The sequence below is a fragment of the Halobacterium sp. CBA1132 genome, from assembly GCF_001485535.1.
Lineage (GTDB): Archaea > Halobacteriota > Halobacteria > Halobacteriales > Halobacteriaceae > Halobacterium.
The window spans coordinates 613054-637166 of the sequence record NZ_BCMZ01000001.1 but is presented as its reverse complement, the minus strand read 5'-3'; the positions used below and the strand labels follow the sequence as shown (position 1 = coordinate 637166).

29 protein-coding genes are annotated in these 24113 nt (G+C 68.2%); 10 read left to right on the top strand and 19 right to left on the bottom strand.

Going from position 1 to position 24113, the window contains the following annotated elements:
- Positions 1-4 precede the first annotated feature (4 nt).
- Complete coding sequence (locus AVZ66_RS03280) at positions 5-553, bottom strand: plastocyanin/azurin family copper-binding protein (protein ID WP_058981805.1); 549 nt, start codon at positions 551-553, stop codon at positions 5-7.
- 63 nt (positions 554-616) lie between these two features.
- The gene (locus tag AVZ66_RS03275) at positions 617-1231 is read right to left on the bottom strand and encodes a GNAT family N-acetyltransferase (RefSeq protein ID WP_058981804.1); all 615 of its coding nucleotides are present in this window, start codon (positions 1229-1231) and stop codon (positions 617-619) included.
- A 195-nt stretch (positions 1232-1426) separates the two neighbouring features.
- Between AVZ66_RS03275 and AVZ66_RS03270 the strand changes: the two genes are divergently transcribed.
- The 4 genes from AVZ66_RS03270 (at position 1427) to AVZ66_RS03255 (ending at position 4360) form a co-directional block, all read left to right on the top strand.
- Positions 1427-1684 carry an MTH865 family protein gene (locus AVZ66_RS03270; RefSeq protein WP_058981801.1) on the top strand — a complete coding sequence of 86 codons (258 nt, stop codon included), beginning with the start codon at positions 1427-1429 and terminating at the stop codon, positions 1682-1684.
- A 78-nt stretch (positions 1685-1762) separates the two neighbouring features.
- The gene (locus tag AVZ66_RS03265; protein WP_058984620.1) at positions 1763-3064 is read left to right on the top strand and encodes a M28 family peptidase; all 1302 of its coding nucleotides are present in this window, start codon (positions 1763-1765) and stop codon (positions 3062-3064) included.
- A gap of 81 nt (positions 3065-3145) precedes the next feature.
- Positions 3146-3874 carry an NAD(+)/NADH kinase gene (locus tag AVZ66_RS03260; RefSeq protein WP_058981799.1) on the top strand — a complete coding sequence of 243 codons (729 nt, stop codon included), beginning with the start codon at positions 3146-3148 and terminating at the stop codon, positions 3872-3874.
- Positions 3875-3919: 45 nt separating this feature from the next.
- Positions 3920-4360 (top strand): hypothetical protein, encoded by a 441-nt coding sequence (locus tag AVZ66_RS03255; protein WP_058981796.1) that lies wholly within the window; start codon positions 3920-3922, stop codon positions 4358-4360.
- 234 nt (positions 4361-4594) lie between these two features.
- Here AVZ66_RS03255 and AVZ66_RS03250 read toward each other — a convergent pair whose 3' ends face one another.
- From AVZ66_RS03250 to AVZ66_RS03210, 9 genes are all read right to left on the bottom strand, one after another.
- Positions 4595-4855, bottom strand: a complete 261-nt coding sequence (locus tag AVZ66_RS03250) for a hypothetical protein (protein ID WP_058981794.1) — start codon at positions 4853-4855, stop codon at positions 4595-4597.
- Complete coding sequence (locus AVZ66_RS03245) at positions 4848-5141, bottom strand: hypothetical protein (protein ID WP_058981792.1); 294 nt, start codon at positions 5139-5141, stop codon at positions 4848-4850. Before AVZ66_RS03245 ends, AVZ66_RS03250 begins: the two co-directional genes overlap by 8 nt.
- A 149-nt stretch (positions 5142-5290) precedes the next feature.
- Positions 5291-6055 carry a cytochrome bc complex cytochrome b subunit gene (locus AVZ66_RS03240; protein WP_058981790.1) on the bottom strand — a complete coding sequence of 255 codons (765 nt, stop codon included), beginning with the start codon at positions 6053-6055 and terminating at the stop codon, positions 5291-5293.
- Between the two features lie 4 nt (positions 6056-6059).
- On the bottom strand, positions 6060-6875 hold the full coding sequence (locus AVZ66_RS03235) for a cytochrome bc complex cytochrome b subunit (RefSeq protein WP_058981789.1): 816 nt from the start codon (positions 6873-6875) through the stop codon (positions 6060-6062).
- Entirely contained in the window at positions 6876-7709 is an 834-nt protein-coding gene (locus AVZ66_RS03230; protein WP_058981786.1) for a ubiquinol-cytochrome c reductase iron-sulfur subunit, read from the bottom strand.
- Position 7710: 1 nt separating this feature from the next.
- The gene (locus tag AVZ66_RS03225) at positions 7711-8097 is read right to left on the bottom strand and encodes a hypothetical protein (protein WP_058981785.1); all 387 of its coding nucleotides are present in this window, start codon (positions 8095-8097) and stop codon (positions 7711-7713) included.
- Positions 8098-8772: a plastocyanin/azurin family copper-binding protein gene (locus AVZ66_RS03220; protein ID WP_058981783.1), complete on the bottom strand. Its 675-nt coding sequence runs from the start codon at positions 8770-8772 to the stop codon at positions 8098-8100.
- Between the two features lie 85 nt (positions 8773-8857).
- Positions 8858-9712: a hypothetical protein gene (locus AVZ66_RS03215; RefSeq protein WP_058981781.1), complete on the bottom strand. Its 855-nt coding sequence runs from the start codon at positions 9710-9712 to the stop codon at positions 8858-8860.
- A gap of 40 nt (positions 9713-9752) precedes the next feature.
- A complete protein-coding gene (locus tag AVZ66_RS03210) occupies positions 9753-10190 on the bottom strand; it encodes a hypothetical protein (RefSeq protein WP_058981779.1) in 438 nt (145 codons plus the stop codon).
- A 111-nt stretch (positions 10191-10301) separates the two neighbouring features.
- Here AVZ66_RS03210 and AVZ66_RS03205 point away from each other — a divergent pair, with 111 nt between their 5' ends.
- On the top strand, positions 10302-10787 hold the full coding sequence (locus AVZ66_RS03205; protein WP_058981777.1) for a hypothetical protein: 486 nt from the start codon (positions 10302-10304) through the stop codon (positions 10785-10787).
- Here AVZ66_RS03205 and AVZ66_RS03200 read toward each other — a convergent pair.
- Together AVZ66_RS03200 and nth are read right to left on the bottom strand one after the other, a co-directional pair.
- A complete protein-coding gene (locus AVZ66_RS03200; RefSeq protein WP_058981775.1) occupies positions 10784-11470 on the bottom strand; it encodes a helix-turn-helix domain-containing protein in 687 nt (228 codons plus the stop codon). The two genes, AVZ66_RS03205 and AVZ66_RS03200, sit on opposite strands and share 4 nt — an antisense overlap.
- A gap of 99 nt (positions 11471-11569) precedes the next feature.
- Positions 11570-12253 (bottom strand): endonuclease III, encoded by a 684-nt coding sequence (gene nth / locus AVZ66_RS03195; RefSeq protein WP_058981766.1) that lies wholly within the window; start codon positions 12251-12253, stop codon positions 11570-11572.
- A 247-nt stretch (positions 12254-12500) separates the two neighbouring features.
- On the opposite strand from nth, the gene mvaD reads away from it, so the two are divergent.
- The 3 genes from mvaD to AVZ66_RS03180 are packed head-to-tail and all read left to right on the top strand — an operon-like array spanning position 12501 to position 15369.
- Entirely contained in the window at positions 12501-13481 is a 981-nt protein-coding gene (mvaD, locus tag AVZ66_RS03190) for a phosphomevalonate decarboxylase MvaD (RefSeq protein ID WP_058981765.1), read from the top strand.
- A 42-nt stretch (positions 13482-13523) separates the two neighbouring features.
- The gene (locus tag AVZ66_RS03185) at positions 13524-14666 is read left to right on the top strand and encodes an NAD(P)/FAD-dependent oxidoreductase (RefSeq protein ID WP_058981763.1); all 1143 of its coding nucleotides are present in this window, start codon (positions 13524-13526) and stop codon (positions 14664-14666) included.
- A 55-nt stretch (positions 14667-14721) separates the two neighbouring features.
- Complete coding sequence (locus AVZ66_RS03180) at positions 14722-15369, top strand: response regulator transcription factor (RefSeq protein WP_058981761.1); 648 nt, start codon at positions 14722-14724, stop codon at positions 15367-15369.
- A 3-nt stretch (positions 15370-15372) separates the two neighbouring features.
- On the opposite strand, the gene AVZ66_RS03175 is transcribed toward AVZ66_RS03180, so the two are convergent.
- The 5 genes from AVZ66_RS03175 to AVZ66_RS16855 all read right to left on the bottom strand — a co-directional run bounded on the left by AVZ66_RS03175 (position 15373) and on the right by AVZ66_RS16855 (position 20269).
- Positions 15373-17190 carry a HAMP domain-containing sensor histidine kinase gene (locus AVZ66_RS03175; RefSeq protein WP_058981759.1) on the bottom strand — a complete coding sequence of 606 codons (1818 nt, stop codon included), beginning with the start codon at positions 17188-17190 and terminating at the stop codon, positions 15373-15375.
- Positions 17191-17243: 53 nt separating this feature from the next.
- On the bottom strand, positions 17244-18284 hold the full coding sequence (locus tag AVZ66_RS03170; RefSeq protein WP_082678758.1) for an ATP-binding protein: 1041 nt from the start codon (positions 18282-18284) through the stop codon (positions 17244-17246).
- Between the two features lie 74 nt (positions 18285-18358).
- Positions 18359-19045 (bottom strand): FmdE family protein, encoded by a 687-nt coding sequence (locus tag AVZ66_RS03165; protein ID WP_058981757.1) that lies wholly within the window; start codon positions 19043-19045, stop codon positions 18359-18361.
- Positions 19038-19319 (bottom strand): sulfurtransferase TusA family protein, encoded by a 282-nt coding sequence (locus AVZ66_RS03160; RefSeq protein ID WP_058981756.1) that lies wholly within the window; start codon positions 19317-19319, stop codon positions 19038-19040. The genes AVZ66_RS03165 and AVZ66_RS03160 overlap by 8 nt, the downstream gene beginning before the upstream one ends.
- On the bottom strand, positions 19319-20269 hold the full coding sequence (locus AVZ66_RS16855; RefSeq protein WP_058981755.1) for a CopD family protein: 951 nt from the start codon (positions 20267-20269) through the stop codon (positions 19319-19321). The genes AVZ66_RS03160 and AVZ66_RS16855 overlap by 1 nt, the downstream gene beginning before the upstream one ends.
- Before the next feature lie 142 nt (positions 20270-20411).
- Between AVZ66_RS16855 and AVZ66_RS03150 the strand changes: the two genes are divergently transcribed.
- Positions 20412-21260, top strand: a complete 849-nt coding sequence (locus AVZ66_RS03150; RefSeq protein WP_058981754.1) for a hypothetical protein — start codon at positions 20412-20414, stop codon at positions 21258-21260.
- A 16-nt stretch (positions 21261-21276) separates the two neighbouring features.
- Here the strand turns inward: AVZ66_RS03150 and AVZ66_RS03145 are convergent, their stop codons facing one another.
- Positions 21277-22617, bottom strand: coding sequence for a phosphoribosylamine--glycine ligase (locus AVZ66_RS03145; protein WP_058981753.1), 1341 nt, complete (start codon positions 22615-22617; stop codon positions 21277-21279).
- A gap of 179 nt (positions 22618-22796) precedes the next feature.
- Here AVZ66_RS03145 and AVZ66_RS03140 point away from each other — a divergent pair, with 179 nt between their 5' ends.
- Positions 22797-24089, top strand: coding sequence for an ABC transporter substrate-binding protein (locus AVZ66_RS03140; RefSeq protein ID WP_058981752.1), 1293 nt, complete (start codon positions 22797-22799; stop codon positions 24087-24089).
- Positions 24090-24113: the final 24 nt, after the last annotated feature.

Here is a 24113-nt window from a genome sequence, read left to right as displayed (position 1 = left end):
AACGTTACTCGTCGAAGTCGCCCTCGTAGTCGCCGCCGTACCGCATGAACAGGTAAGTGAGGCCGAGCACGGAGATCAGCGACCCGGTCGCGCCGACGCCGAGCGTCAGCGCGCTGTCCGGGAGGATGGACTGGTAGCCGGTGTTCTCCGGCGGGTTCTCCGTGACCTCGATGACGCCCTCCATGCCGAGGCTGGCGTGGGGCGTGCAGACGTACTCGTAGGTGCCGACCGTCTCGAAGGTGTGCTCGTACTCGAACCCGGAGTCCTCGATTGTCTCGTGGCCCGACCAGCTAGAGCCCGACGGCGTCGACTGCGGGACGACGTTGTGGCCGCTGCTGTCCCAGACGAAGCGGACGGTCCCGCCCGGCTCGACGTACGCAGTCTCGGGGTCGAAGACGTTGCTCCCGCCCGGCCCGACGGTGACGACTGTCGGCCCGCCCTCGCCTTCCTGTGCGGCGGCAGTCCCGGTCGCGGCGGCCCCCGCAGCGGCGGCGCCGACACCCGCTCGGAGGAAACTGCGGCGCGTCACCCGCTCGGCTGCATCGGAGTTCATGCTCGGGCGTAAGGAGTACCGGGTACTGAATACTTTGGTTTGGAACGCCCGGCGGCCGCCACCCTACCCGTGGTCCGAGCGCTCCGCGGGCGGTGCCTGTGCGCGCTCGACGAGCGGGCCGTCGAGGACGATCTCCATCGTGAGTTCCGCGCGCAGGCGCTCGACGACGTCGAAACCGAGGTTGTCGTAGACGTGGACGGCGCGCTCGTTGTCGGCGTCGACGGTCAACAGCAGCGACTCGCAGCCGCTGTCGGCGGCGTACGCGACCAACTGGCGGAGGAGTTCCGTGCCGAGGCCGCGGTCGCGGTGGCCGGGGCGCACGAACACGACGAGCCGCGGGTCCGGGTCGTCGAGCGGCGCCGCGGCGACGTGGCCGACCGCGCGCCCGTCGTCGACGGCGACGAGGTTCAGGCCGTCGGCGTCGAGACCGTCGAGCCAGCGTGCGGTTCGCTCTCGCGTGCGCGGTGGCAAGCCAAGTGTGGTCGATTCCGTGGACATCTCCGCGTACATGTCGAGGAGGCGGTCGGCGTCGCCGTCCGCGAGTCTGCGGACGACCAGCGCCCGGCCGTCGTCGTCGACGACGCGTGGGCAGCGCGGCTGACAGAACCGCGTGCCCTCGCAGTGCGAGTTGTCCCACGCGTCGCACGACGCGCCGGTTTCGCGGCCGTCCGGAGGCATACCCGATGCTACGACTCGCTGCCCCTTCAACTGCGAGCCGAAACTGTGAGGGTGCTTTTAACCCCCGACGGGGCCACGCTCCGAGCGTCGTGTCCCCCTCGTTCGCGAGGAACGCGGCCGTCAGCGCGTGGAAACTCCGCGCGCCGAGTCGAGGGTTCCAGAACCCTTTTGCCGGGTGGCTGTCCACGTGCGAACATGGCAGACGTCGAAACCGAGCTCCGCAAGGAACTCCTGGACGCGTTCTCGAACGCCGACTACCCCGTCAAGAACCAGATGGGCCTCGTGCCCGCGCTCCCGAACGGCCCCTCGACGAAGTTCGAGGCCGGCGGCAAGTCGTTTACCGCGATGGAGCTGGCGACGAAGCTCTCCAGTCGTGCCGACTTCCCCTACGACGACGCCGAGTCCCTCGTCGACGACGTCATCGAGGGCCTCAAGGACGAAGGCGACATCTGAACGCGGGAGCGTCGCGCGCGACGACACCGAATTTCTCCTTTCGAAACGACTTACGGCGTGGTGAGCGTCGGTACGGCCATGACCGACTGGATTGGCGACGTGTTCACCAGCGACACCGGCTGGAACCACCTCGAGACGCTCGTCGACGTGCGTGACCGGATGGCGGGGTCGCCGGGCGAACACGAGGCCGCCGAGGCGACGCGGGACGCGCTCGCGGCCGCCTGCGGCGACGCCTCCTTGGACGAGTTCGAGATTCAGGGCTGGGCGCGCGGCGACAGCGCCGTCGAGACGCCCGCGGGCGAAGAGGACTGCATCGCCCTGCCGCGCAGTCCGAACGGCGACGTCGACGGGGAGTTCGTCGACCTCGGGTACGGCCTCCCGAGCGACTTCGAGGACGCGGACCTCACCGGGAAGGTCGTGATGGTCGCCTCGGACGTGCCCGGGTGGTACGACCGCTACCTCCACCGCCGCGAGAAGTACTATCACGCCGTCGAAGCGGGCGCTGCCGCGTTCGTCTACAAGAACCACGTCGAGGGCCAACTCCCGCCGACGGGGAGCGTCGGCACCGACGAGCAGCCGCTCGGGGAGATTCCCGCGGTCGGCGTCTCCAAGGAGGTCGGCGCGCGCCTCGCTCGAAAGTACGACGGCGAGGATGTCGGCGTCTCCGTGACCGCTGAGGTCGGCGATGCGACGAGTCAGAACGTCCACGCGACGCTCGGCCCGGACACCGACGAGGAACTGCTCGTGACGAGCCACGTCGACGCCCACGACATCGCGGAGGGTGCGATGGACAACGGCGCCGGCACCGCGATGGTCGTGGAACTCGCGCACGCGCTCGCCGACCGCGAGGGCGAACTCGACACGAGAGTCCACTTCGTCTGCTTCGGCGCCGAGGAGGTGGGTCTCGTCGGGTCCGCGTACGACGCGGCGAACAGACACCGCGACGACGTGCGCGCGGTGCTGAACCTCGACGGCGTGGTCGCCGGGCGCACGCTGGAGTTCTACACGCACCACTTCGACGCGCTCGGCGACGCCGCCCGCGGGGTCGCGGACCGCTTCGACCACCCGATTTCGGTGACGCCCGAGATGGGGCCACACTCCGACCACTGGGAGTACGTGAAGTTCGGCGTCCCCGGCTACCACGTCACCAGTCAGACCGACGGCGACGGCCGCGGGTGGGGGCACACGCACGCGGACACCCTCGACAAACTCGAAGCGCGGACGTTCCGCGAGCAGGCCGTCTTGCTCACGGAACTGGCGGTCGAACTCGCCGACAGCGGGTTCGCCGTCGCGCACGGCAGCGAGGCCGACGTGGCGGCCGCGCTCGAAGCCGAAGACCTCGCGGAGGGGATGAAGATTACCGGCGACTGGCCGTACTGACGCCGGGAGCCCGTAGCCTTTTTGCGACTGCCGTCCCCGCGTTCCGACGATGAGCGAGACGATTCTGCGTGGGGTGGCGCGGTGACACGCGTCGGGGTTCTCGGTGACGGGGCGACGACTGCCGCCGACGTCGTCCGGGACGCCGGCGAAACGGTCGTCGTCGGCGACGAGGCGCTCGCCAGCGACGCCGACGTCGACGCAGTCGCGGCGCTGGGCGAGGACGCGCTCCTCGACGCGCTCGCGGCGGCGTCCGGGACGCCGGTGTTGCCCGTGGGCGTCGGGCGCGAGTACGGCGGCGTCGCCCACGAGGACCTGCCGGACGCGCTCGTCGCGCTCGCGGACGGCGACTACCGGGTCGACGACAGACCGACGCTGGCGGTCGACGCCGGCGAGACGGCGGTGCGCGCGCTCGCGGACGTCACGCTCGTGACCGACGAGCCCGCGCGCATCTCCGAGTACGCGGTCGAGACGTGCGGCCGCGACGTCGACGAAGTGCGCGCGGACGGCATCGTCGTCGCGACGCCCGCCGGCAGCCACGGCTACGCCGCGGACGCCAACGGCCCGCTGCTGTCCGCCGACGCCGGCGCACTCGCGGTCGTCCCCCTCGCACCGTTCCGCGTCGAAGGCGTCCAGTGGGTGCTCGACGCGCCGACCGCAGTGACCGTCGTCCGCGAGGAAGCCGACGTGTCGCTGTTCGTCGACGGTCGCGACCGCGGGTTCGCAGCCCCGCACGCGCCCGTCGAACTCGACTGGGGGGAGCCGTTCCCCGTGGCGGTCGTCGCGGCGTCGCGCGGCGTCGGCTTCGAGTGAGCGTATTGGAAAAGACATAATACCGCGACAGACCGACCAACGCGTATGGCAGTTCCATCGGTCACGCTCTTCGGGCCACTCGACACGGTGCTGGCGCCCTACGCCGAGTACGCCGTGTTGTTCATGGTCGTGTTGAACTTCGTCAGCCGGCGCATCGCCCACAGCGCCCACGAACGGCAGGCCGAGGACGGCGCGGACGCGCTCTCGTGGCACCCGTTCCACGCCTTCACCATGTGGGGGGTCGTGCTGTTGAGCTTCTACTACCTGTCGCTGCACCACCACGGCGGCATGGTGTTGTCCATACTCGCTCTCGGCACGCTCCTCGCGGACTTCTTCGAGTTCGAGTCCCGCAAGGTCGAAGCCCGAGAAGGGATGGAACTGGAAGCGCCGAAGGGCGCCATCGTCGCGGCGACGATTACGCTCATGTACGCTGGCTACCTCAGCGTCTTCTTCCTCATCAAGCCGTTCTGGGCGCAGGTCGTCTGAAGGCAGCGCGGCAGCATTTTCCGTTTCTATCCGAGTGGCCAGCGCGGCTCTCGTCGGTCTCACTGGCGCGACGAGCGCGTCGTCGAGTCGCACGCTCTTCTCCGAGCGACCGCAGCGTAGCTAGCTGGTGTCGAAGCGACAGCGCGAACACCCTGGACTGTCCCGCAAGTGAGGCGATAGTCAGACGGGACGACACGCTACGCGGGGGAGACTGCGACGGCGAGAACGGCGCGGTTACTCGCTGGAGACCTTCGCGTACAGTTCGCGGCCGAGCGGCACGCCCACCCAGAACAGCAACGCGCCGAAGATGGCCAGCCAGAACATCGACTCCGTTAGTATCAACGCGCCCTCGCCGAGCATCGAGAGGTCGCTCGGCGGCGAGCCGGTGAGCTGTGCACCCGAGAAACTGGGGGTCTTGTACCAGCCGGCAAGCACCATCCAGATGAGGCCCGCGCCCGTCAACAGGCCGAGCCCTTTCGCGAACTCGTCAGCCATTATCTGAAGGTTCGTCGCCGCTGTCTTTATCCTTTGCCATTCCGCTGGCGCGGAACCGCGAGGAGAACGCGTACACGAGCCCCCCCGCTGCGATGAGACCGACGGCGAGCGCCGCGAGCGCGACGTTCACATCCTCGGGCGCCGCCCGCCCCGCGTTCGTCGCGGTGTCCAGCGCGACGAACCCGAGGACGACCGTGACGACGGCGAACAGCGTGGAGAAGACGGTCACGGACTTGTAGAGCCGGTCGGGGACGACCACGTCGCGACCGCGTTCGTCGTCACTCATTACGTAGTCGAACGGCCGGCCGGCACTTCACTGTCGCGGTCGACAAGAACGAGCGCAGCGAGAGTGAGGCGGGAGAAGTGAGGCGGGAGAAGTGAGGCGGGAGAAGTGAGGCGGGAGCAGTCAGAGACAGCGACGCGGCGCGGAGCCGGTTACTTCGGCGGCCGGAGCTTGTAGTACCGGCGGTTGAGGTCGTACATGTACCCCTCGCGCATCGTCCGCAACAGCGCGTACGCGATGGCGCCGGCGATTGGCGGGACGAGGAACGTCAAGTCGAACAGCAGGTGCGAGTCGATGGGAATCAGGTTCTTCATCGACAACGCGCTGATGGTGACCGCGAAGACGACGCCCATCACGCCGATGGACGCCCAGAACGGCTGCTCGACGGGGCGGCGCGCGCTCCCCTTGTTGAGGAACGGCACGATGGCGATGAACCCGACGACGACGAGGTTCGCGACCACGCCGTACGTCCGGTCGGCCATCAGTTTCTCGCCGCCGAGAATCGCCAGCTCGGGGTTCAGCGGGCCGAGCTTCAGCAGGCCGAACGACCAGTAGAGGTACCAGTCCGGCAGGATGATGCTCGGCGTCTGACTCGGGTTCGCGGGCGCGCCGAGGTGCGGCGGGAGCGTCGACGCGAGGAAGAAAATCATCCCGACGAAGAAGCTCGTGAGCGCGAGATTCCGGATGAGTTCGTGGGGCCAGACTGGGAACGCGAGCACGTCGCGCTCGACGTAGTCGGACTCCTCGCGGAGGTCTTGGTCCTCGCGGCGGGAGCGCTCGAAGTACTCGTAGGTCAGCCGGGAGAGGCCGGTCGTGCGCTCCTTGCGTTCGCGCCACGTCGGCGTCTCGTCGTCCGGCGGAACGATGCCCGTGCCGTCGGTGCGAGCCGCGTCGTCGGTGTGTTCGTCGTCTGCCATGGTATTAGTGGGGTTCCGCGATGCCCTGCATCCAGACGAGTCCGAGGTGGATGGCGATGACCGCCGTCACCACGAACGGGAGCAGGAACACGTGGAGGATGTACATTCGCTGGAGTGTCGGCTGGCCCGGCGAGAAGCCACCGAACACGAGCTGTGCGACCCATTCGCCGATGAGCGGAATCGAGAGGCTCATCTCGACACCGATCTGTCCGGCCCAAAACGCGAGCTGGTCCCACGGGAGCAGGTAGCCCGTGTACCCAAAGACCATCGTGAGGCTGAGCAGGACGATGCCGATAATCCAGTTGACCTCGCGGGGTTCCTTGTACGCGCCCGTGAAGTAGACGCGCAGCATGTGGAGGAACACCGCGGCGGTCATCACCTGCGCGGCCCACCGGTGCAGCGACCGGAGGAAGAACCCGAAGTTCAGGTCCGTCATGATGGACGCCACCGCGCTGTACGCGACAGTCGCGCCCTCGATGCTGGACGCGCCGGCGGCGGCCGTCGACGGCGAGTAGTAGAACCCGAGTAGCGCGCCGGATATCGCCGCGACGACGTACGCCAGCGTCGAGAAGAACCCGAGCGAGTACAGCGGGTACCAGTACCAGAACTTGTTGTCGAGGTTGTACTGCTCGGTGTGGCTCTTCGGCATCTGGAGGTTGACGCGGTAGTACAGCGTCTCCAGCAGTTCGAGGTAGTCGACCAGCCGGAGCCGCTTGTCGAGCCAGACGAGCGTCGCGAGGAACGTGTGCTCGATCGGCGTCAGGTCTTTCTCCTCGAGCCACGCGTCGTGGTCGTGGTCGTCCTTGCGTTCGACGCTCATCTATCCGTCCTCCGGGCGCGGGTACGCCGTGAAGCTACGTTTGACGATGCTGTACGGGTCGTAGATGGATTGGTGGCACGCACAGTAGATCTTGTCCCCGGCGCCGTCGTAGTTCGACGAGCGGTAGCCGGGCACGCAGCAGTAGTGCGTACACTTGTTGACGAACGCCATGAAGCCGTTCTGCGTCGCGGCGTCCAGCCACTCGCCGATGTCACCGTCGGCCTCCTCGACTGCGTCTTCGAGGAGCGTGCTCCGGATGACCTGCACGGGAATCGAGTTGTCGGTGTCCTGGGAGCGCCACGTGACGGAAGCGGGCTTCCCAATGCCGGCCTCGCCGTACTGGTTGTCCCACGTGTCGTAGTCGGAGAAGTCGTCGACGTGGACCTGCCCGGAGCCGGGCTGCCAGTCGTAGGAACTGGTTCCGCCCGAGTACCGGAAGTAGTTGTCGCCCTCGTAGCTCGGCTGCAGTCCCTCGTAGTCCTGCACGCCGCAGTACTGGAACCAGTCGACTTCGTACGTGATGCCGCCGAGTTCCATGCGGGCGACCTGAACGGTCTCGCCTTGCTGTTCGACTTCCTGAATCTCGGGGTAGACGCCGCGGAGGTACCCCTCGTCGTCGATCTCGATGGGGAGCATGGGCATCGCGCGCGGCGCGGGCCCACCGGTGTTCTCGACACCGTAGTACGTCGTCTGGCCGCCGCCGGTCCCGCTCTGGTTCGTGACGGCGTCGAGGCTGGCGACGCCGGCGGTCCCGATGCCGGCGACGCCGGCGCTGCCGACGACGCCTTTCACGAAGCGGCGGCGTCCCGAACTCTCTGGGTACTTATCAGACATATTATTTCTCGTAGTACGGGTAGACTGCCTTCTTGAACTGTTCGCTCACGTCCCCGAACGCCGACTCGCCGTCGACTTGGTCCTCGCGGACGTAGAGGTCCTCCCACTTGCGGCGGCGCTTCTTCACGATCATCACGTCCGGCAGGAACTCCTTGCGGTAGAGGAGCAGGACGAACGAGAGGTCGATGAAGATGGCCGCGAGGAGGAACCCGAGGTACATGTTCCCGACGGGGTCGACGCCCCAGCCCGTGATGAGGCCGTACGCGAACACGGCCACGAACGCGATTTCGACGAGCGTCAGCAACACGATTGCGATGGTCGCTGCCGTGCTCTCGCGGGCGGGCTCGTACCGATGGATGTCGCCGTAGTTGGAGCCTTTCGAGGACATTTATTCTTTGTTGGGTGCGCTCGCGTTCTGTGATTCGCCGTACTTGAGGACGAAGAAGGCGTAGACGAGCGACACGATCATCATCAGGATGGTCGCGATACCCACGAAGTGTGCCTGAAGGGGCACGCCCATGTGGTGGGGGTCGAGCTCGGCTTCGCCGCCTTCGCCGCCGGGTGGCTGTCCACTCTCGTTGACGACCACTTTGCCGACCATTCCGAGCGCCTCGTGGGGGTCGCAGACGTAGTTGTATTCGCCGGTCGGGCCGTCGAACGTGTACGAGTACGAGAACTCCGGCCCCGTAATCTCCGTCTGGACGCTCCAATCGGCCTCCTCGGGCACGTCAGTCGCGTGGACGTTGTGGCCGGACGACCGCCACACCCACTCGACCGTCGCGCCGGGCTGGATGTAGACGGTCTCGGGGTCGAAGATGTTGTTGCCGTTGGGCCCGACTTGCACCGTCTTCGTCGTGCCCGCGCCCGGGAGCCCGTCGCTCTCACCGGAGCCACTACCGTCCGTCGTGGCGTTCCCGGCCGTTCCGTTCCCGGCGGTCGTGTTGTTTCCTTCGCCCTCCTGGACGGCGGCGGACGTGGAGGACGACCGAGCGCCGGCTACGCCGATGGCTGCAGCGCCGCCGGCCGAACCGGTCGCAATCTTCAGAAAGTCCCGCCTCTTCATACAGTCGTGAGTCAGGATGGCTCCCGCATAAACCCACCGATGGCCGCGCGGAACGAGACGGTTCCTACGCCGGTTCTGCCGGGGTTCAGGGGGCGTCGGACCGGTCTCGCTGGCTATCCGTTTCGGGGACGAACGACGGCCGCTCGCCGTCGCCCAGTCCCGCCGAGCGGAGGCGGTTGCGGAACTCCTCGGAGCGGAAGCGGTCCGACAGACGGGCGTTCGCGACAATGAGCAACATCAGCGCGCCGAACAGTACGAAGCCGACGCCCGCGATGGCGGCGATGATTGCGGAGTTGCCGAGCGGATGCAGTTCCAGCGTCGTCCCGGCGACCGAGCAAGCGCGCGCGGCCGACCCAGGGACGGGCGGGCACGTCCGCACGAGCGGGTCGTAGATGAACGGTGAGAGGAACAGGAGGACGCCGACGACGACCTGCGCGAGGCCGATGTACTGGAGCAGCGTCGTCCCGAGGCCGCCACTCCCCTCCGGGACCTCCTGCGGGTCGGGGAGACCGGCGTTCTCGGGGGCGTCGGGTACGTCGTAGTCGTCCATCGAACACAGCGCCACCGTCGGTTTCACGTCCCGGAGGACGGTGCCGCGGCCCTCGACAGTGCCGTCCGAGTGGACGACCGCGTACCCCTCGTCGGAGTACGCGAGCACGACGGGGTCGCCGTCGATACTGTCGCGTTCGACGACCGCGAACACGTCGCGGGTGGCGACCCGGTGGCGGAGGTCGCTCTCCACGCGGTCGAGCAGCCGGTCGCCCGTAATCCACGTGTCCGGGTCGAAGGCGGCGTCCCACTCCTCGGCGGACATTTCGGCCATCTCCTTCGGGCCGAACTCCTCGAAGTCGACCTGCTCTCGGAGGTCCGCCGGCGTCTCGGCGTCGGGCTCCTCGTCCGGCGCAGGCTGGTCGCCTCCGCCGGCGTTGGAGTCTGTCATCAGTTCGCAGTTGCGCGTGAAGCGGGTAAACGCTTCCGACCTACACGACGGCCATCGTGACCTCGGTGTCGTTCTCGTGGACAGTTAGCTGGTGGTACTCGTACCCGAGAACGTCCGCCTCGTAGACGACTTCTCCGCCGCGCTCGACGACGACGTGAACGTCGTGTCCGCGGTCGTGAATCTCCCTCGTGAAGGAGAGCTCATCGCCGGCGGGAACCTCGTAGGTCGCGCTGTCGCCGTCGGGCGCCAGCGTCACGGAAAGGTTCTGTACGCCCGCGCTAGCGCGCACCGTGAGGTGGTCGGAAGTGTGCGACGTGCCGACGCCGGTGTGTGGTTCGGTCGTTTCCGCAGTGGTCTCGGTCGGCGTCGACGTCGGAGCCGTCGCCGAGGGCGTCTCGGTGCCGTCAGTCGGCGCGAACCCCGCACAGCCCGCGAGAGCGACGAAGAGGGCGACTGCCGCGACACGCTTCGGGGACATGCTTCGGGCTGGAAGCGAGCGCGGCAAAGGTTTTGTGTCAGTCTGTCCCGTGGTTTCCGCGCAGAGAGAACGAAGCGAACCCGTTTAGTCGCGCCACACGAACTCCCCGCTATGGTCGAAGACGTGACGGTGGCGAGCGTCGCCGCGCTGCTGGTCACCGCGAGCTTCCCGTGCTACCTCTACGGCGCGTGGATTATCATCGACGCCGAGACCGTCACGTGGGGCACCCTCAAACACCACCTAGCGTACATCTTCGTGGGGCTCACGCTGAACACGGTGCCCGTCGTCGCCTGGATGCTCCCCGCGCTGTTCGACCAGCTCGGCGGGTTCGCCGTCCTCCACGCGTTCTTCGGCGTGCAGGCGTACGCGCTGTTGGCGTTCGCGCTCACCGGCATCGTCCCGATTCTGCGCGCGAAACGCGAGTACAACCTCTACAACGACCCCGACCAGGATGTCGACCTCGACGAGATTCACGAGAACATGAGCGCGTGGCGACTGCGCCTGCGCGCGGGCGTCGTCGGATACGTGCTCTGCTGGCTGGTGGCGTGGGTGCTCGGCGTCGCGCAGTTCGTGACGAAGTACCAGACGCAGTTCTAGCGGCGCCGGTACCAGACGTAGCCGAGGACGACTGCGAGTACGAGCAGTCCGCCGGCGAAGAACAACAGCCCCGGGGGGAGGCCCTGTGCGGCTGACTGCGACGCGCTGGTGGCGGTCGTCGTCGCCGTCGTGGTTTCGGTGGCGGCCTCGTTCATGATGCCGACATCGCCGCCCTGCGTCGTCGCGGGCGCCGGCGTCGCCCCACCCGCGTCGCCGCCGGTCATCTGGTAGTCAGTCGACGTCTGCCCGCCGAACAGCCGCTGGACGACGAGACTCGCGATACCGAGGAAGCCGACCGCGCCGAGCACGCGTAACAGCCGCTCTTTCAGGGACGGTTTCGACGCTTCGTCGGCCGCGAACACGACCAGCGACTCCGACGCGGGCGCGTACACGTTCATCTCGCGGCCCTGCTCGGAGTACCACGTGTCCGCGACCTCCACGAGGTCCGCGTCCACGAGCTTTTCGAGGTGGTAGGTGGCGTTCTGCAGCGAGGTGTCACACTGCTCGGCGACGCTGGAGGCGGTGTCGGGTTCCTCGTAGAGCGCGGCGAGAATCTCGCGGGCGGTGCTCGACGACAGCGCTTCGAACACCTCGTCGGCGGCGTCCTCGCGGATGCCGACCACGCGTGAGCCGTCGCCGCGCTCGACGGTCGACCGCGACGGGAGTAGGCGGTTCCCAGCCATCTACGCGGCCCTACTCGGTACTCCCTCAAAGCCTCTCCTAAAGCTAAAGTCCCGGTTTGAGTCTCCGTCCGCGGGAGCGAAACGCGCGCTTACCGCGGGCTACCACTCGCTGCCGTCGGCGAGGTCGACGTCGCGGTCGTCCTTCGAGGACGGACAGATGTCTTCGAGCACGCAGTCCGCGCAGTCGGGGTTACGCGCGGTGCAGGTGTCCCGGCCGTGGCTGATGAGCCAGTGCGTGTAGTTCTTCCAGTGCTCGCGCGGGACGATTGGCATCAGGTCCTCCTCGATAGCCTCGGGACGCTCCTCCTCGGTGATGCCGAGGCGCCGCGAGAGGCGCTGGACGTGGGTGTCCACGACGATGCCCTCGGTGATATCGTGGCCGTGCTGGAGGACGACGTTCGCCGTCTTCCGGCCGACGCCCGAGAGCGCCGTGAGTTCGCTCATCGTGTCCGGGACTTCGCCGTCGTGTTCTTCGATAATCGCCGTCGCGGCGCTCTTGATGTAGCCGGCCTTGCTGTTGTAGTACGTAATCGAGTTCAAGTCCTCGGCGAGTTCGTCCTCGTCGGCGTTCGCGTAGTCCTCGGCGGACTCGTACTTCTCGAAGAGGTGGGCGGTCTCCTTGTTCACGCGCTCGTCGGTGCACTGCGCGGAGAGAATCACGGCGATGAGGAGTTCGAGGCGATTGGAGAAGTTCAGCGAAATCTCGGGCTCGGGGTACTCTGCTTCGAGGCGGTCGATGACTTCCTCGGCTTGCGCCTCGCGCGTGTCCAGCGGCGTTCCCATACCCGGAACTCGGCGGTCCAGCCCTTCCCTGTAACGGAACCGCCGCGGCGAACGTTCAAATACGAAGACGAGACCACGACATCGCGTGACCTGACGACGGCGGCAGGGTGCCCGCGGGAGCGCGGCACGCCACTCTGCCGACGCGATGACGCGCGTGCCGCCTGTCAGCCCCACTCGCAACCCAACTCCCACGGCCTGCCGACCGGCTTCCGGGACGTTTATGCGCGCGACAGACGCCCATCGGGGTATGAAAGCGACCGCGCGAGCCCACCCGATTCAGGGCATCGTGAAGTACCACGGGATGCGGGACGAGGACCTCCGCCTCCCTTACCACGACTCCATCAGCGTCTGCACCGCGCCGAGCAACACCACCACCACCGTCGAATTCGACCCCGACCGCGAGGCGGACACCTACGTCGTCGACGGTGAGGAGGTCGACGGCTCCGGCGCCGACCGCATCCGGAAAGTCGTCGACGAGGTGCGCGAGCGTGCGGGCGTCGACCACCGCGTGCAGGTCGAGAGCGTGAACAACTTCCAGTCGAACATCGGTCTCGGTTCCTCGGCGTCCGGGTTCGCGGCGCTCGCTCGCGCGGCCACCGAGGCCGCCGGTCTCGACCTCTCGCTGCCCGAGATTTCGACCATCGCGCGCCGCGGGTCGGCGTCCGCAGCGCGCGCAGTTACTGGCGGTTTCTCGGACCTCCACACGGGCCTGAACGACGAGGACTGCCGGAGCGAGCGCCTCGACGTTCCCGACGAGTTCGTCGACGACCTCCGCATCGTCATCGCGAAGGTGCCGTCGTACAAGGAGACCGGGCACGCGCACGCCGAGGCCGCGGAGAGCCACATGTTCGAGGCGCGCCTCTCGCACATCCACGCGCAACTCGCAGAGGCCCGCGACGCGCTCCGCGAGGGCGACTTCCAGCGGGTGTTCGAGACGGCCGAACACGACTCGCTGTCGCTGGCCGCGACGACGATGACCGGGCCGTCGGGGTGGGTGTACTGGAAGCCGGACACTATCGAGGTGTTCGACGCGGTCCGCGACCTGCGCAGCGAGGACGACGTTCCAGTGTACTTCTCGACGGACACGGGCGCGACGGTGTACGTGAACACGCGCGCGGAGCACGCCGACGAGGTGGAAGCAGCAATTGCGGAGTGCGGCGTGGAGACGGACGTCTGGGAGGTCGGCGGCCCCGCCGAGATTCTCGACGAGAGCGACGCGCTGTTCTGACCGGCAGGTACGGTTTTGGCGCTGGCTCGCGTAGCCGGAGGTATGCGCGTCGTCGTACTCGGCGGTGGTTACGCGGGCGTCGTTCTGACTGACCGACTGGAGGAGCGCCTCCCGGCGGACGTCGACCTCGTAGTGGTCGACGAGACGGGCGACCACCTCGTCCAGCACGAACTCCACCGCGCGATTCGCCGCCCGGCGTTCGCCGACGACATCGCCGTCCCGCTCGACGACATCTTCGACCGGGCGCGCGTAGAGGTCGCGACCGTCGAGAGCGTTGACCGCGACGCCCAGCGGGTCGAACTCGCGGACGACACCAGTCTCGACTACGACGTGGCCGCGGTCTGTCTCGGCGCGGAGACGGCGTTCTACGGGCTCCCGGGGGTCGAGGAGCACGCGACACCACTGAAGCGACTGCCGGACGCCGCGCGCGTCCGCCGTGAATTCGAGTCGCTCGTCGAAGCGGGCGGCGGCACGGCCGTCGTCGGCGGTGCGGGCCTCTCGGGCGTGCAGACGGCGGGCGAACTCGCGGCGTTCGCGCGGGAGGAGGACGCCGACGTGGACGTGGTGTTGCTCGAACAGTTGGACTCGGTGGCGCCGTCGTTCCCCGAGCAGTTCCGGGACGCAGTGCGCGAGGAACTCGACAGCGCGGGCGTGGACGTACGCACCGGCGTTACCGTCACGCGAGCGACGGACGACACCGTCGAGACGGCGGAGGACGACGTGCCCTACGACGTGTTCGTGTGGACTGGCGGCATCCGCGGACCGGGCGCGCTCGACGGCGAGCGCGTGGACGTCCGGGCGGACTTCGCTGTCGACGGCAACACGCTCGTACTCGGGGACGCCGCGCGCGTCGTCGACAGCGAGGGAACGGCGGTCCCGGCGTCCGCGCAGGCGGCCGTCCGTGAGGCGAAGGTCGCGGCGCGGAACGTCGAGGCGCTCGTCGCGGACTGCCGGGAGCGCGACGACGGCTTCCGGCCGCGCCTCGACCGGTACACGTTCGACTCGCCGGGCTGGCTGGTGAGCGTCGGGGACGGCGCGGTCGCACAGGTCGGGCCGAGCGTGCTCCGCGGCGCCGCGGCGAACGCCGTGAAGTCCGGCGTGGGCGCGAGCTACCTCGCGTCAGCGGGCGGGATTCGGGAGGCGTTCGGCCTGCTCCGCGAGGAGTTCGACCTCGACGGCGAGTGAGGAATCGGCGTTCGCGGCCAATTCAGTTTTAGGGGTTCGCTCCGTCCATACTGGTATGACTGCCGACAGTTACACGTTCCGCGGCCCGCCCATACAGACGGACGGCAGCGGGGCCTCGGGAGAGTGCAGTGCGCTCGACGACGACCACACGGTTCTCGTGGTAGACGACGAGACGCAGTTCGCGGAGTCGGTCGGCCACTGGATAGACCAGCACTGGAACGCGGTCGTCGCGAACGACGGCGAGGAAGCCCTCGAGAAGTTCGGCCCGCACGTCGACGCGGTCCTCCTCGACCGCCGGATGCCGGAGCTCTCCGGCGACGAGACCCTCCAGCGGATTCGCGACCACGAGGGGAGCGCGCGCGTCGCGATGCTGACGGCGCTGGAGCCGGACCTCGACGTCGTGGAGTTGGACTACGACATGTACTTGGAGAAGCCCGTGGACCGCGAGGAAGTCGTGGCGGCGACCGAGGAGCTCCTGGAGCGCGCGAACTACACGCGGGAACTGCGGGCGCTGTACGCGCTCAGCTCGAAGGTCGCGGAACTGGAGACGCGCTACGACGACGACGAGTTGGCCGACGACGAGCGCTTCCAGCGACTGCAGGCCGAGTTAGAACGCGTGCGCGAGCAGGCCGCCGACCAACTGGACGGCGACGACGAGCGGATGACCGAACTCCTGCAGGTCGTCGAAGACGCTGAGCGGTAGTCCTCAAGTAGACGCGACGGGGAGCGTGAGGCGCACGACGGTGCCCGTGGGTTCGTTGTCGCGGAGTTCGACGCCGCCGCCGTAGGATTCGACAGTTTTGCGCACGAAGAACAGCCCGAAGCCGCTGCCGGAGCTGTGCTCGCCGAGTTCGCCGCGCTCGAACACGTCGTCCTTGCGGTCGTCGGGGACACCGGGGCCGTTGTCGGCGACGCGGACGGTCACCCAGTCACCGTGGCGTTCGGCGTCGACGTGGACGCGGGGCGTCTCCTTGTCGTTGTGTTCGACGGCGTTCGTAGTGACGTTCTCAAGCAGTGGTTCGAGGAGTTCGTCGGCGCTCACGGCGACCTGTGGCACGTCTCCGAGCGAGACGGTCGCGTCCTCGTAGGCGTTCTGCGTGCCGTCGACCACGTCGTCGAGCGCGGACGGGAGGTCGACGGGCTTGAGGACGTGTTCGTCGTCCTCGACGAGTGACTTGGTGTAGGTGCGCATCGTCTGGACGAAGTCCGCCATGCGGTCGAGGTGGTCGAGGAACACGTCGCGGTGGTCCACGAGGTCCTCGTCGCCGTCGAGCGTCTGGAGGCGCGCCCGCACGACTTGGATGTCGTTGAGGAGGTTGTGGCGGAGCGTGCGGTTGATGAAGTCCAGTTCCTCGCGCTCGTCGGCGAGTTCGCGCTCGTAGTCGAGGCGGTCGAGCACGTCGTCGAGGTGGGTCGCGAGCACGTTGACCGCGTTCAGTTCGCGGGGCGCGAGGTCGGCGGCGACGTCGATACGGCCGCGGTCGCCGACGTCGATAGTGATGTCGAAGGCCGCCTCGGAGTCAGCGGGTCCGGCAGCGACGTCGTCGTCGAGGACGACGCGGACGGCCGAGGGCGCGTACAGTTCCTCGACGGCTTCCCGGGCGAGCGCGGCGGCGCCCTCGCTGTCGTCAGCGTTCACGAGTTTCGAGGCGTACTCGTGGAGGAGGTCGAGGCGTTCGTTCGCTTCGCGTTCGCGCGCGAGTTGCTTCTGCTCGGTGACGTCCGTGGCGACGACGTAGACGTACGTCCTGCCGTCGTCGGTGTCGAAGGGGACGAACTGGACGATGAACTCGCGGGCGTCGTCGCCGCGGTCGGCGCGGTCGCCGTACGCGACTTCGTGGACGCCGGCCGCGTCGCTGTACGCGATTTCGTGGGTGGTCGTGTCGGTGCCGCGGCCGGAGTCGAACAGCGACGACAGCGACGTTCCCGCGAGGTCGGCGGCGGCCTCGATTGCGGCCATCGGGTCGGCGAACGTCTCACGGAAGCGCCCGTTCGCCGACGCGACCGTCGGGGCGCCGTCGGCGAGTTCGACGGTTGCGACGGCGTCGCTGGTGTTCTCGAAGAGACCGGCGAGGCGGTTCCGTTCGACCCGGAGCGCTCGGCACCGGCTCTCGGAACGCGCGCGGTAGACGCCGATGCCGAACGACCCGAGCGTACCGACGACGACGGCGTCCAGCGCGATGACGTACGGCTTGAGTTCGTGCATCGCCCACAGTTGGACGGCGACAATCCACGCGAACAGCGCGGCCGTCGCAGCGAATCCGGCGAACGTCGTGGCCGCGACTGTGGTGACGTGCTTGCTGTCCCACTGCGAGCGCGCGAGCCAGACGCCGCCGGCGACGACGAGGCCCGCGAGCGCGAACAGGGTGGCGTTCTCGACGAGCGTCGGGAGGAGACTCCAGCCGAGGTCGGTCGTGTCGTCCCAGACGTCGTACAGCGGTACGGCGAACAGCAGCGCGCCGAGCGCGGCGACAGCGTACCCGGCGAGGCGACCGCTGCTGTCCGGCTTCGCGGTGTCGGCCATTTGTCGAGTGTGCCGGGAGCAAGCAGTTAAGCGTACTCGCCGAACCGACGGCGTCAGTCGGTGTCGGCGCGCGGCAGGTCGACGGCGAAGACGGTCCCGCGGGGGTCGTTGTCGGTGACGCAGATGTCGCCGTCGTAGTGGTGGACGAGCGTCCGCACGAGGTCGAGTCCGCCGTCGGCGTCCGCGAGGACGTCGGCAGCGACGCCGGGCCCGTTGTCGCGGACTTCCAGTCGCACCGCGTCGCCCCCTAGTTCGACCGCGACTTCGACCCGCGGGTCGTCGGCGTCGTTGTGCTCGGCGGCGTTCTCCACGAGGTTGTCGACGACCGACTGGACGGCGTCGTTCGCGAGCACGGGCGCCTGCTCGGGGAGGTCGGTGTCGACGGTGGCCGCGTAGGCGTCGGCGACGCGGTCGGCCGCCGTTTCGGCACGGGCGCTGAGGTCGACGGGTTCGAACGCGGCCTCGTCGCGGAGCGTGCTCGCGACGGTGTCGGCGCTCTCGATTCGGTCGAGAGCTTCCTCGGTCTGGTCGTGAATCGTCGCCGCGCGGTCCGCGACCGACTCGTCGTCGGTGGTGGACGCGAGCAGGTCGGCTTGCCCGCGCACGACGCCGAGGCTGTTGCGGATGTCGTGGCGGAGCACGTCGTTGACGAACGCGAACGCGTCGCTGGCGCGGGACGCGCGCTCGGCGTCGCGGCGCGCACGAACGTAGAAGACGCCGCCGAGGAAGCCGGCAACGGCGCCGACGCCGGTGTCGACGAGCAGCGGGAAGACGGGTTCGGCGACGCTGCGCCCCTCGAACTCGCGGATGGCGATGGTGAGCAGCGTGATGGCGGCGAACAGTCCGCCGCCGAGTACCGACCACGAGGCGACGAGCCAGCGGCCGGCGGCGCCGAAGTCGCTCGCGTGGAGCCAGTAGCCGGCGAGGAGGAGGCACGCGGCGGGGACGGCGTCGACGAGGAACGCGGAGACCGGCCCGCCGACGTGGTTTATCTGCTCGATTTCGTGGGCGTGGTGGGCCGTGGAGACGGCGAGCAGTCCGACCGCGAGCCCCAAGACGGCGGCGACCGGCAGGTGTCGTCGCAAACCGCCCATGTCAGAAGTGTGCCGAGACGCCAACTTAGTTGTTCGTAGTTCTCCAGCGAGCGACAAAACTGGGTGGCAGCGAGTCAGTTCTCGGGGTGGCAGAGCGTGAACGGACTGTCCTCGCCGGGGGTCGCGTCGAGAACGCGCTGGACGCGGTCGTGCCACTGGTCGTGGAAGCGGTCGCGTTCGGCGTCGGTGGCGTCGCCGGCGACCAGTTTCGGAATTACATCCCCGACGCTGCCGCCGCTTTCGCCGGGCGGCGACATCCCGATTTCACCGGGCGCGAACGAGACGCGGACGCTGTCGTCGGTGTCGAGGCGGTGGAACGCGAACGTGCGTCCGGGGCCGTCGAGGTCCGTGAACGACAGGAGGTTCTCGCGGCCGCCGTAGCCGCCGAACCCGGTGAATCCGGTCTCGCGGTCGGCGCCGGTGACGTGGCTGACGACGTTCGCCATCGCGCCGAGGCCGTGGTCGTCGGGTTCGCCGCCGACTTCGACGGCGACGTCGCTTCGCACGGGGAGGCTGTCGGGGTAGAGGTCGTCGAGCGCGAGTTGGGTGGCGCGATAGGCGCCCGCGACGGCGGGGCAGGCGTGGCCGGCGGCGAGCACGACTTCGGGGAAGCCGACGACTAGCGGGTCGCCGTCGGGGACGACGCCGAGGAGTTCCGCGAGCGGGTCCCGGACAGCGATGGGGTCGGCGTCCGCGAGGTGCTGCCAGTTCGTGCGTGCGGTGCCGCTCGACGGCGGTGTCGGGTCGACGAGTTCACTCATGGATTTCGAGGTAGGTGGTGTACTGTTTGCGGAGGACGCGCCGCCGGCTCTCGACCACGGCGAGCAGTTCGTGCGGGGTTTCGGCGGCGAGTTTCGGGTACTCGGTCTTCGCGCGGCGGTCGGTGCTCTGAATCTCCAGCACCGCCCCCGGCGGGAGGTCTTCGAGCGCGCGCTGCACGCGTACGATGCCGTTCGCGCAGCCGCGGCCCCGGTTGTCGACGGTGCGGTCGGGGTCGGCGTCGGGTACGGTCGCGGGGACGTCGAGGTCCGCCATCAGTCGCCCACCTCGTCGTCCATCTTCGCGAGGTCGCAGACGCCGTCGATTGGCGAGCACGCGCGCCACATCGGGCACGCGAGGAAGATGGCGAACAGAACGGCGACGAGCGCGAGTTTCGCGACCACTGCGAGGCCGACGGCCGTGCCGACGTAGGTGGCGAGGCTGGTGCCGAGCGCGTCGACGGACTGGTAGGCGCCGGTGAGCACGAGCGTCGGGATGACGAAGCGCACCGTCCACCGGAACCGTTCGAGTTGTTCGCCGGCGGCGCGAACGACGGGTGGCGTCGGCCGAAGTTGACCAGATGGGACGGCGACGAAGATGTTCCAGACGGCGCCGCCGACCCACGCCGCGAACGCGAGCAAGTGGACCGCCCGAGACAGGGCGGGGACGGCGCCGCCGCCCGCGAGCGAGACATCGGTGATGGCAGTCAGCGCGACGGTGACCGTCGCACCGGCGAGCGCGAGAACGCCCGCAGCCGTGCGGAAGCGCTCCGGAACGGGGGCGTCGTGGAGCGTGTCGATAGCGCCCGTGGAGACGGTGGCGCCGATGGCGACGGCGAGCGCGACGCGGAGTCCGAGCGGGGCGTCGGCGTAGACGACGGTGAGGAGCGCGACGCCAGTCACGGCGAGCACGGCGAGCGCGCCGGCGGCGATGCGGTCGAAGCGCCGGTACATCTGCGCGCAGTAGTCGGTGGCGGCGTCGACATCGCCGGGACGGACGAAGCCGTGCTTCCAGAGCAGGCCGCCGAACAGCACGCCGAGCGCGACGAAGTACCCCCACTTCGCGAGCGCCAAAAGCGGCGACCACTGGCCCGTGAGGTCGAGAGTCAGCGCGGTGCCGACCAGCGACGCCGCGAGGATGACGGCGAGCGCGGCTTTCGGGAGGAGGTACTTGTCGAAGAGTTCGTCCGCGACTGTGCCGGCGGGCTCGTGGGTCACGTCTGCCATCGCGACTGGAACACCTCGCCGGGTGATTAGGCACACCTAAACTAAGGATTGTGCGCGGACATGTTCGGCCGGCAGTTAGCGCGTCTCGGGGCGAACATCTCCGGACGCAGGGCTTTGCGAGTTGACGGCGTACGTCGCGGTGATGGACTCCGTGCGCGACTTCGAGGGCGTCGAGTGGACACTGGCAAGCGCGAGCGAGCGCGCCGCACCAGTCCGACAAAGAGTGCGTTACCTCGAAGCTATCCTCGAATACCGGGAGTTGGAGGCGACGCGGTTCGGCGGCGGGTTCTTCCCGGATTCGGTCCCCTACACCTGCGGCGAGGAGGCCCGCGTCTTCTACTGGCGCTCGGTACTCGATGTTTCCACGCCCCCGGCCAGCAAGTGGGATGTCGTGTGCGCGACGCCGTACCGCGTCCACCCGGCGAGCGAGGGCGAAGCAGTCTCGCCCGCGCTGACGGCCGACGACGGCCGGACCGTCGTCGTGGAGGGAACAGTCGGCGGCGACTCGACGGAAGCCGAACTCGCGGAGCGCCAGCAAGTAGCTGTCACAATTGAGCGCGTCGAGGCCGGCGGAGCCGTCGTCGTGGCCGACGGCGACCGCTACCACGTCGAACGCGGACAGCGCCGCGAACTCCCGCTCGGCGAGCGACGGGTCGAACTCCCGGACGGCGAGCGCGCGACGGCGACGCTCGTGCTGTCCGTCCGATATCCGGGCGACCGGACGTTCTACCACCCCGCAATCGACGCGACCTACCGGCTGTTCCCGTCGTTCGGCGTCGACCTCGACGACGCGCCACCGACCCTGGACGTGGCACCGGGACCGAGCGTCGACGAGGACGCGGTCGCCGCGGAACTCGGCGTCGACCTCGACTCGCGGCCGTACGCCGAGCGCGTGCTCTGGCAGGCGTTCGTCCACACCGCGTTCGGGGAGGGCGCGCCGACGCTCACACAGTTCCCCGACGGCTTGCTCGCCGTCTGTCCGGACGGCTAGCGGAAAACTGGAGGTGTTACTCGTCTGCCGGCCCGAGGTAGTCCCACGCCTGCAGACGGTCGCCGTCGCCCTCCACCCAGCGGTCACCGATGTCGTCACGGTAGTAGAGGTTCGGGATGAGCACGTCCTCGACGCGCTCGTAGGCCTGCTGTTGGGCCTCCTGCATCGTCTCGCCCTTCCCCGTCACGACCAGCGGCATCCCGGACTCGCCGGCGACGCGCCACTGGCCATCGACTCGTTTCGCGTCCTCGATGTGAACCCCAGACGGCGGCGTGGTCGCGCCGCCGTCCTCGTCGGAGTCGAACACGATGGCGGCGTTCCGCGAGTTCTCGTCGTAGGTCGCCTCGTCGTCGAACGGGAACGGCGGCAGCACGACTCGCACGCCGACTTGGTAGCCGTCGTGGACGTCGAAGCCGGGGTCGCGGCCGTTCGCCAGCGCCGCGAAGAACTCCCCCGTCGAGGATTCGAGGGCTTCCTCCTGCAGCGTGATGGTTGGGTAGCCGAAGCGCGGCGTGAACTCCAGCGGGTAGATGCCGGTGTCGTTGACGATGCAGTTGAGGTCGATGCTGCCGACGTAGCCCTCGTCGGCGAGCCACCCCTCCATGCGGCCGAGCGTGCGCTCGAAGAGGTCGTTGCGTCGCGACCAGAACATGCTCGTCCCCATCTCGCCCGTGGAAGGACCGATGTTGCCGGGGAACAGGCGCTTGTGCTCGAAGTTGAAGTTCACCGGCTCGACGAACTCGTTCCCGTTGAAGAACCCGCAGACCGCGATTTCGACGCCCTCGACCTTGCGCTGTAGCTGGAACCCCTTCATCCGGTGGCCCCACGCCTTCTCGTAGGCGCGCAGGACGTCGACGACGTCGCTGCCGTCGTCGTCGTCGCCGACGTACAGCAGGCGCTTGACGTTCTGGACCTCGCCGAGCGGCTTGACGACGTACGGCCCGGGGTTCTCCTGGACGTGCTGGATGCCCGCTTGAAAGTCCGTGAACTCCTCGTGGTCGATGGTGTTCACGCCGTTCCCCTCTAACACCTCCATGGCGTACCCGCGGTCTTCCTCCAGTCGGTCGGTGTTGGGCGTGCCGCCGACGACTGCCTTCCCTTCCGCGCGGAGGTCTTCCGCGAGTTGCCCCGTTCCGACGTCCGAGCCGACCCAGATGTCGTCGAAAATAATCACGTCAGCCCAGTCGACGTTCCCCTCCCAGTCGTCGGTTTTCGGGACGAACCCGTCGCCGATTTCCTCGTCGCTGTCGGCCTCGATGTAGTACTTGACGTCGTGGCCCTCCTCGTGGACCTGCCACGCGACGTCGCCGATGAGGGCAGCGTCGGCGGAGACGAACAGAAACTTCGTCGGTTCCATACCGACGAGTCGTCGGGAACTCCCAAAAGGATGCTGACCACTCGGGCTGAGAACACCCTGATTGTGCCGCCGCCGACCGCGGAGGCTTCGCGTCTCAGACCAGCGGATTTCCGCCGAACGCGCGGTGAAAGGTGCACTGTCCGGAACCCATTTATACCAGTTGCGTGTTATTGCGTGGTATGCCATCAAGAGTCAATCGGCGCGACGTCATCCGCGGTCTCGGAGCTGCAGGCATCGCCGGGCTCGCCGGCTGTACCGGCGGCGACGGCGACGGCAGCGGCGGAACGACCAGCGGGAGCGGTGGCGACACGACGACCACCAGCGGTGGGGGCAGTACCAGCCGGACGCTCATGCAGGGCGTCCTCCTGCCGACGACCGGTGACCTCGCGGACCTCGGCGGCCCCATCCGCGACGGCGCCGTCCTCCCGGAGACGCTGCTCGAAGGCGAGACGGACTTCACGCTAGACTTCTCCGTGCAGGACACGCAGACGGACCCCAACGCCGCACAGTCCGCGGCACAGACCCTCCGGAACGGCGGCTACCCCGCGGTCACGGGTGCAGCGTCCTCGGAGGTCACCATCTCCGTCGCGAAGAACGTCTTCATCCCCTCGGGGATGGTGGGGTGCTCGCCCGCGAGCACCTCCCCCGCGATCACCGACCTCGAAGACAACGGCCTCATCTGGCGGACGCCGCCGACGGACGCCCTGCAGGGCCAAGTGCTCGCGCAGGTCGCCACCGAACAACATCAGGCGTCGACGGCGGCGACGATGTACGTGAACAACTCCTACGGGCAGCTGCTCGCGGAGAGCTTCAAATCCGCGTTCCAAGACCGCGACGGACAGGTGTATCAGGAAGTGTCCTTCCAGAAGGGCCAGTCGGCGTACACCTCGCGCATCTCGCAGGCGCTCAACGACAACCCGGACGTCGTCGTCGTCATCGGCTACCCCGAGAGCGGCATCCAGCTGTTCAACGACTTCTACTCGGACTTCGACACAGATGTCCCGATTCTCGTCACGGACGGGATGCGCTCGTCGAGCCTCCCCGCAGACGTCGGGAACCCGCTCAACAACGTCACCGGCACGGCGCCGCTGGCGGCTGGGCCGGGCACGGAGTACTTCAACGAACAGTACCAGTCCGAGTACGGCGAGGAGCCCGGCGTGTTCACGTCGCAGGCGTTCGACGCCACGGCAGTCTGCCTGCTCGCGAACGCGGCCGCCGGCGAGAACTCCGGCGCCGCCATCGCCGAGGAGATGCAGAACGTCGCGAACCCCGGTGGTGAGGAAGTCACGCCATCGACGCTCGCGGACGGTCTGCAGATGGCCGCCGAGGGCACCGAAATCCAGTACGCTGGAGCGTCCAGCGCCGTCGACTTCGACGAGAACGGCGACCTGAAGGCCGCGACCTACGAGTACTTCGGCTTCGAGGAGGGCGGCGGTATCGAGACGCTCGACGAGATTAAGTTCTCGGCGTAACGCGGCATCCACTCGTTTTTCGAC

Coding starts and splice junctions, on each gene's coding strand:
- AVZ66_RS03165 (WP_058981757.1), bottom strand. CDS start 19,045: ATGAGTGAACTCGTCGACCCGACACCGCCGTCGAGCGGCACCGCACGC.
- AVZ66_RS03250 (WP_058981794.1), bottom strand. CDS start 4,855: ATGGCTGACGAGTTCGCGAAAGGGCTCGGCCTGTTGACGGGCGCGGGC.
- mvaD (WP_058981765.1), top strand. CDS start 12,501: ATGAAAGCGACCGCGCGAGCCCACCCGATTCAGGGCATCGTGAAGTAC.
- AVZ66_RS03270 (WP_058981801.1), top strand. CDS start 1,427: ATGGCAGACGTCGAAACCGAGCTCCGCAAGGAACTCCTGGACGCGTTC.
- AVZ66_RS03145 (WP_058981753.1), bottom strand. CDS start 22,617: ATGGAACCGACGAAGTTTCTGTTCGTCTCCGCCGACGCTGCCCTCATC.
- AVZ66_RS03200 (WP_058981775.1), bottom strand. CDS start 11,470: ATGGCTGGGAACCGCCTACTCCCGTCGCGGTCGACCGTCGAGCGCGGC.
- AVZ66_RS03160 (WP_058981756.1), bottom strand. CDS start 19,319: ATGGCGGACCTCGACGTCCCCGCGACCGTACCCGACGCCGACCCCGAC.
- AVZ66_RS03215 (WP_058981781.1), bottom strand. CDS start 9,712: ATGACAGACTCCAACGCCGGCGGAGGCGACCAGCCTGCGCCGGACGAG.
- AVZ66_RS03170 (WP_082678758.1), bottom strand. CDS start 18,284: ATGGGCGGTTTGCGACGACACCTGCCGGTCGCCGCCGTCTTGGGGCTC.
- AVZ66_RS03175 (WP_058981759.1), bottom strand. CDS start 17,190: ATGGCCGACACCGCGAAGCCGGACAGCAGCGGTCGCCTCGCCGGGTAC.
- AVZ66_RS03150 (WP_058981754.1), top strand. CDS start 20,412: ATGGACTCCGTGCGCGACTTCGAGGGCGTCGAGTGGACACTGGCAAGC.
- AVZ66_RS16855 (WP_058981755.1), bottom strand. CDS start 20,269: ATGGCAGACGTGACCCACGAGCCCGCCGGCACAGTCGCGGACGAACTC.
- AVZ66_RS03235 (WP_058981789.1), bottom strand. CDS start 6,875: ATGAGCGTCGAACGCAAGGACGACCACGACCACGACGCGTGGCTCGAG.
- AVZ66_RS03225 (WP_058981785.1), bottom strand. CDS start 8,097: ATGTCCTCGAAAGGCTCCAACTACGGCGACATCCATCGGTACGAGCCC.
- AVZ66_RS03205 (WP_058981777.1), top strand. CDS start 10,302: ATGGTCGAAGACGTGACGGTGGCGAGCGTCGCCGCGCTGCTGGTCACC.
- AVZ66_RS03280 (WP_058981805.1), bottom strand. CDS start 553: ATGAACTCCGATGCAGCCGAGCGGGTGACGCGCCGCAGTTTCCTCCGA.
- AVZ66_RS03185 (WP_058981763.1), top strand. CDS start 13,524: ATGCGCGTCGTCGTACTCGGCGGTGGTTACGCGGGCGTCGTTCTGACT.
- AVZ66_RS03255 (WP_058981796.1), top strand. CDS start 3,920: ATGGCAGTTCCATCGGTCACGCTCTTCGGGCCACTCGACACGGTGCTG.
- AVZ66_RS03245 (WP_058981792.1), bottom strand. CDS start 5,141: ATGAGTGACGACGAACGCGGTCGCGACGTGGTCGTCCCCGACCGGCTC.
- AVZ66_RS03240 (WP_058981790.1), bottom strand. CDS start 6,055: ATGGCAGACGACGAACACACCGACGACGCGGCTCGCACCGACGGCACG.
- AVZ66_RS03230 (WP_058981786.1), bottom strand. CDS start 7,709: ATGTCTGATAAGTACCCAGAGAGTTCGGGACGCCGCCGCTTCGTGAAA.
- AVZ66_RS03210 (WP_058981779.1), bottom strand. CDS start 10,190: ATGTCCCCGAAGCGTGTCGCGGCAGTCGCCCTCTTCGTCGCTCTCGCG.
- AVZ66_RS03180 (WP_058981761.1), top strand. CDS start 14,722: ATGACTGCCGACAGTTACACGTTCCGCGGCCCGCCCATACAGACGGAC.
- AVZ66_RS03220 (WP_058981783.1), bottom strand. CDS start 8,772: ATGAAGAGGCGGGACTTTCTGAAGATTGCGACCGGTTCGGCCGGCGGC.
- nth (WP_058981766.1), bottom strand. CDS start 12,253: ATGGGAACGCCGCTGGACACGCGCGAGGCGCAAGCCGAGGAAGTCATC.
- AVZ66_RS03140 (WP_058981752.1), top strand. CDS start 22,797: ATGCCATCAAGAGTCAATCGGCGCGACGTCATCCGCGGTCTCGGAGCT.
- AVZ66_RS03275 (WP_058981804.1), bottom strand. CDS start 1,231: ATGCCTCCGGACGGCCGCGAAACCGGCGCGTCGTGCGACGCGTGGGAC.
- AVZ66_RS03265 (WP_058984620.1), top strand. CDS start 1,763: ATGACCGACTGGATTGGCGACGTGTTCACCAGCGACACCGGCTGGAAC.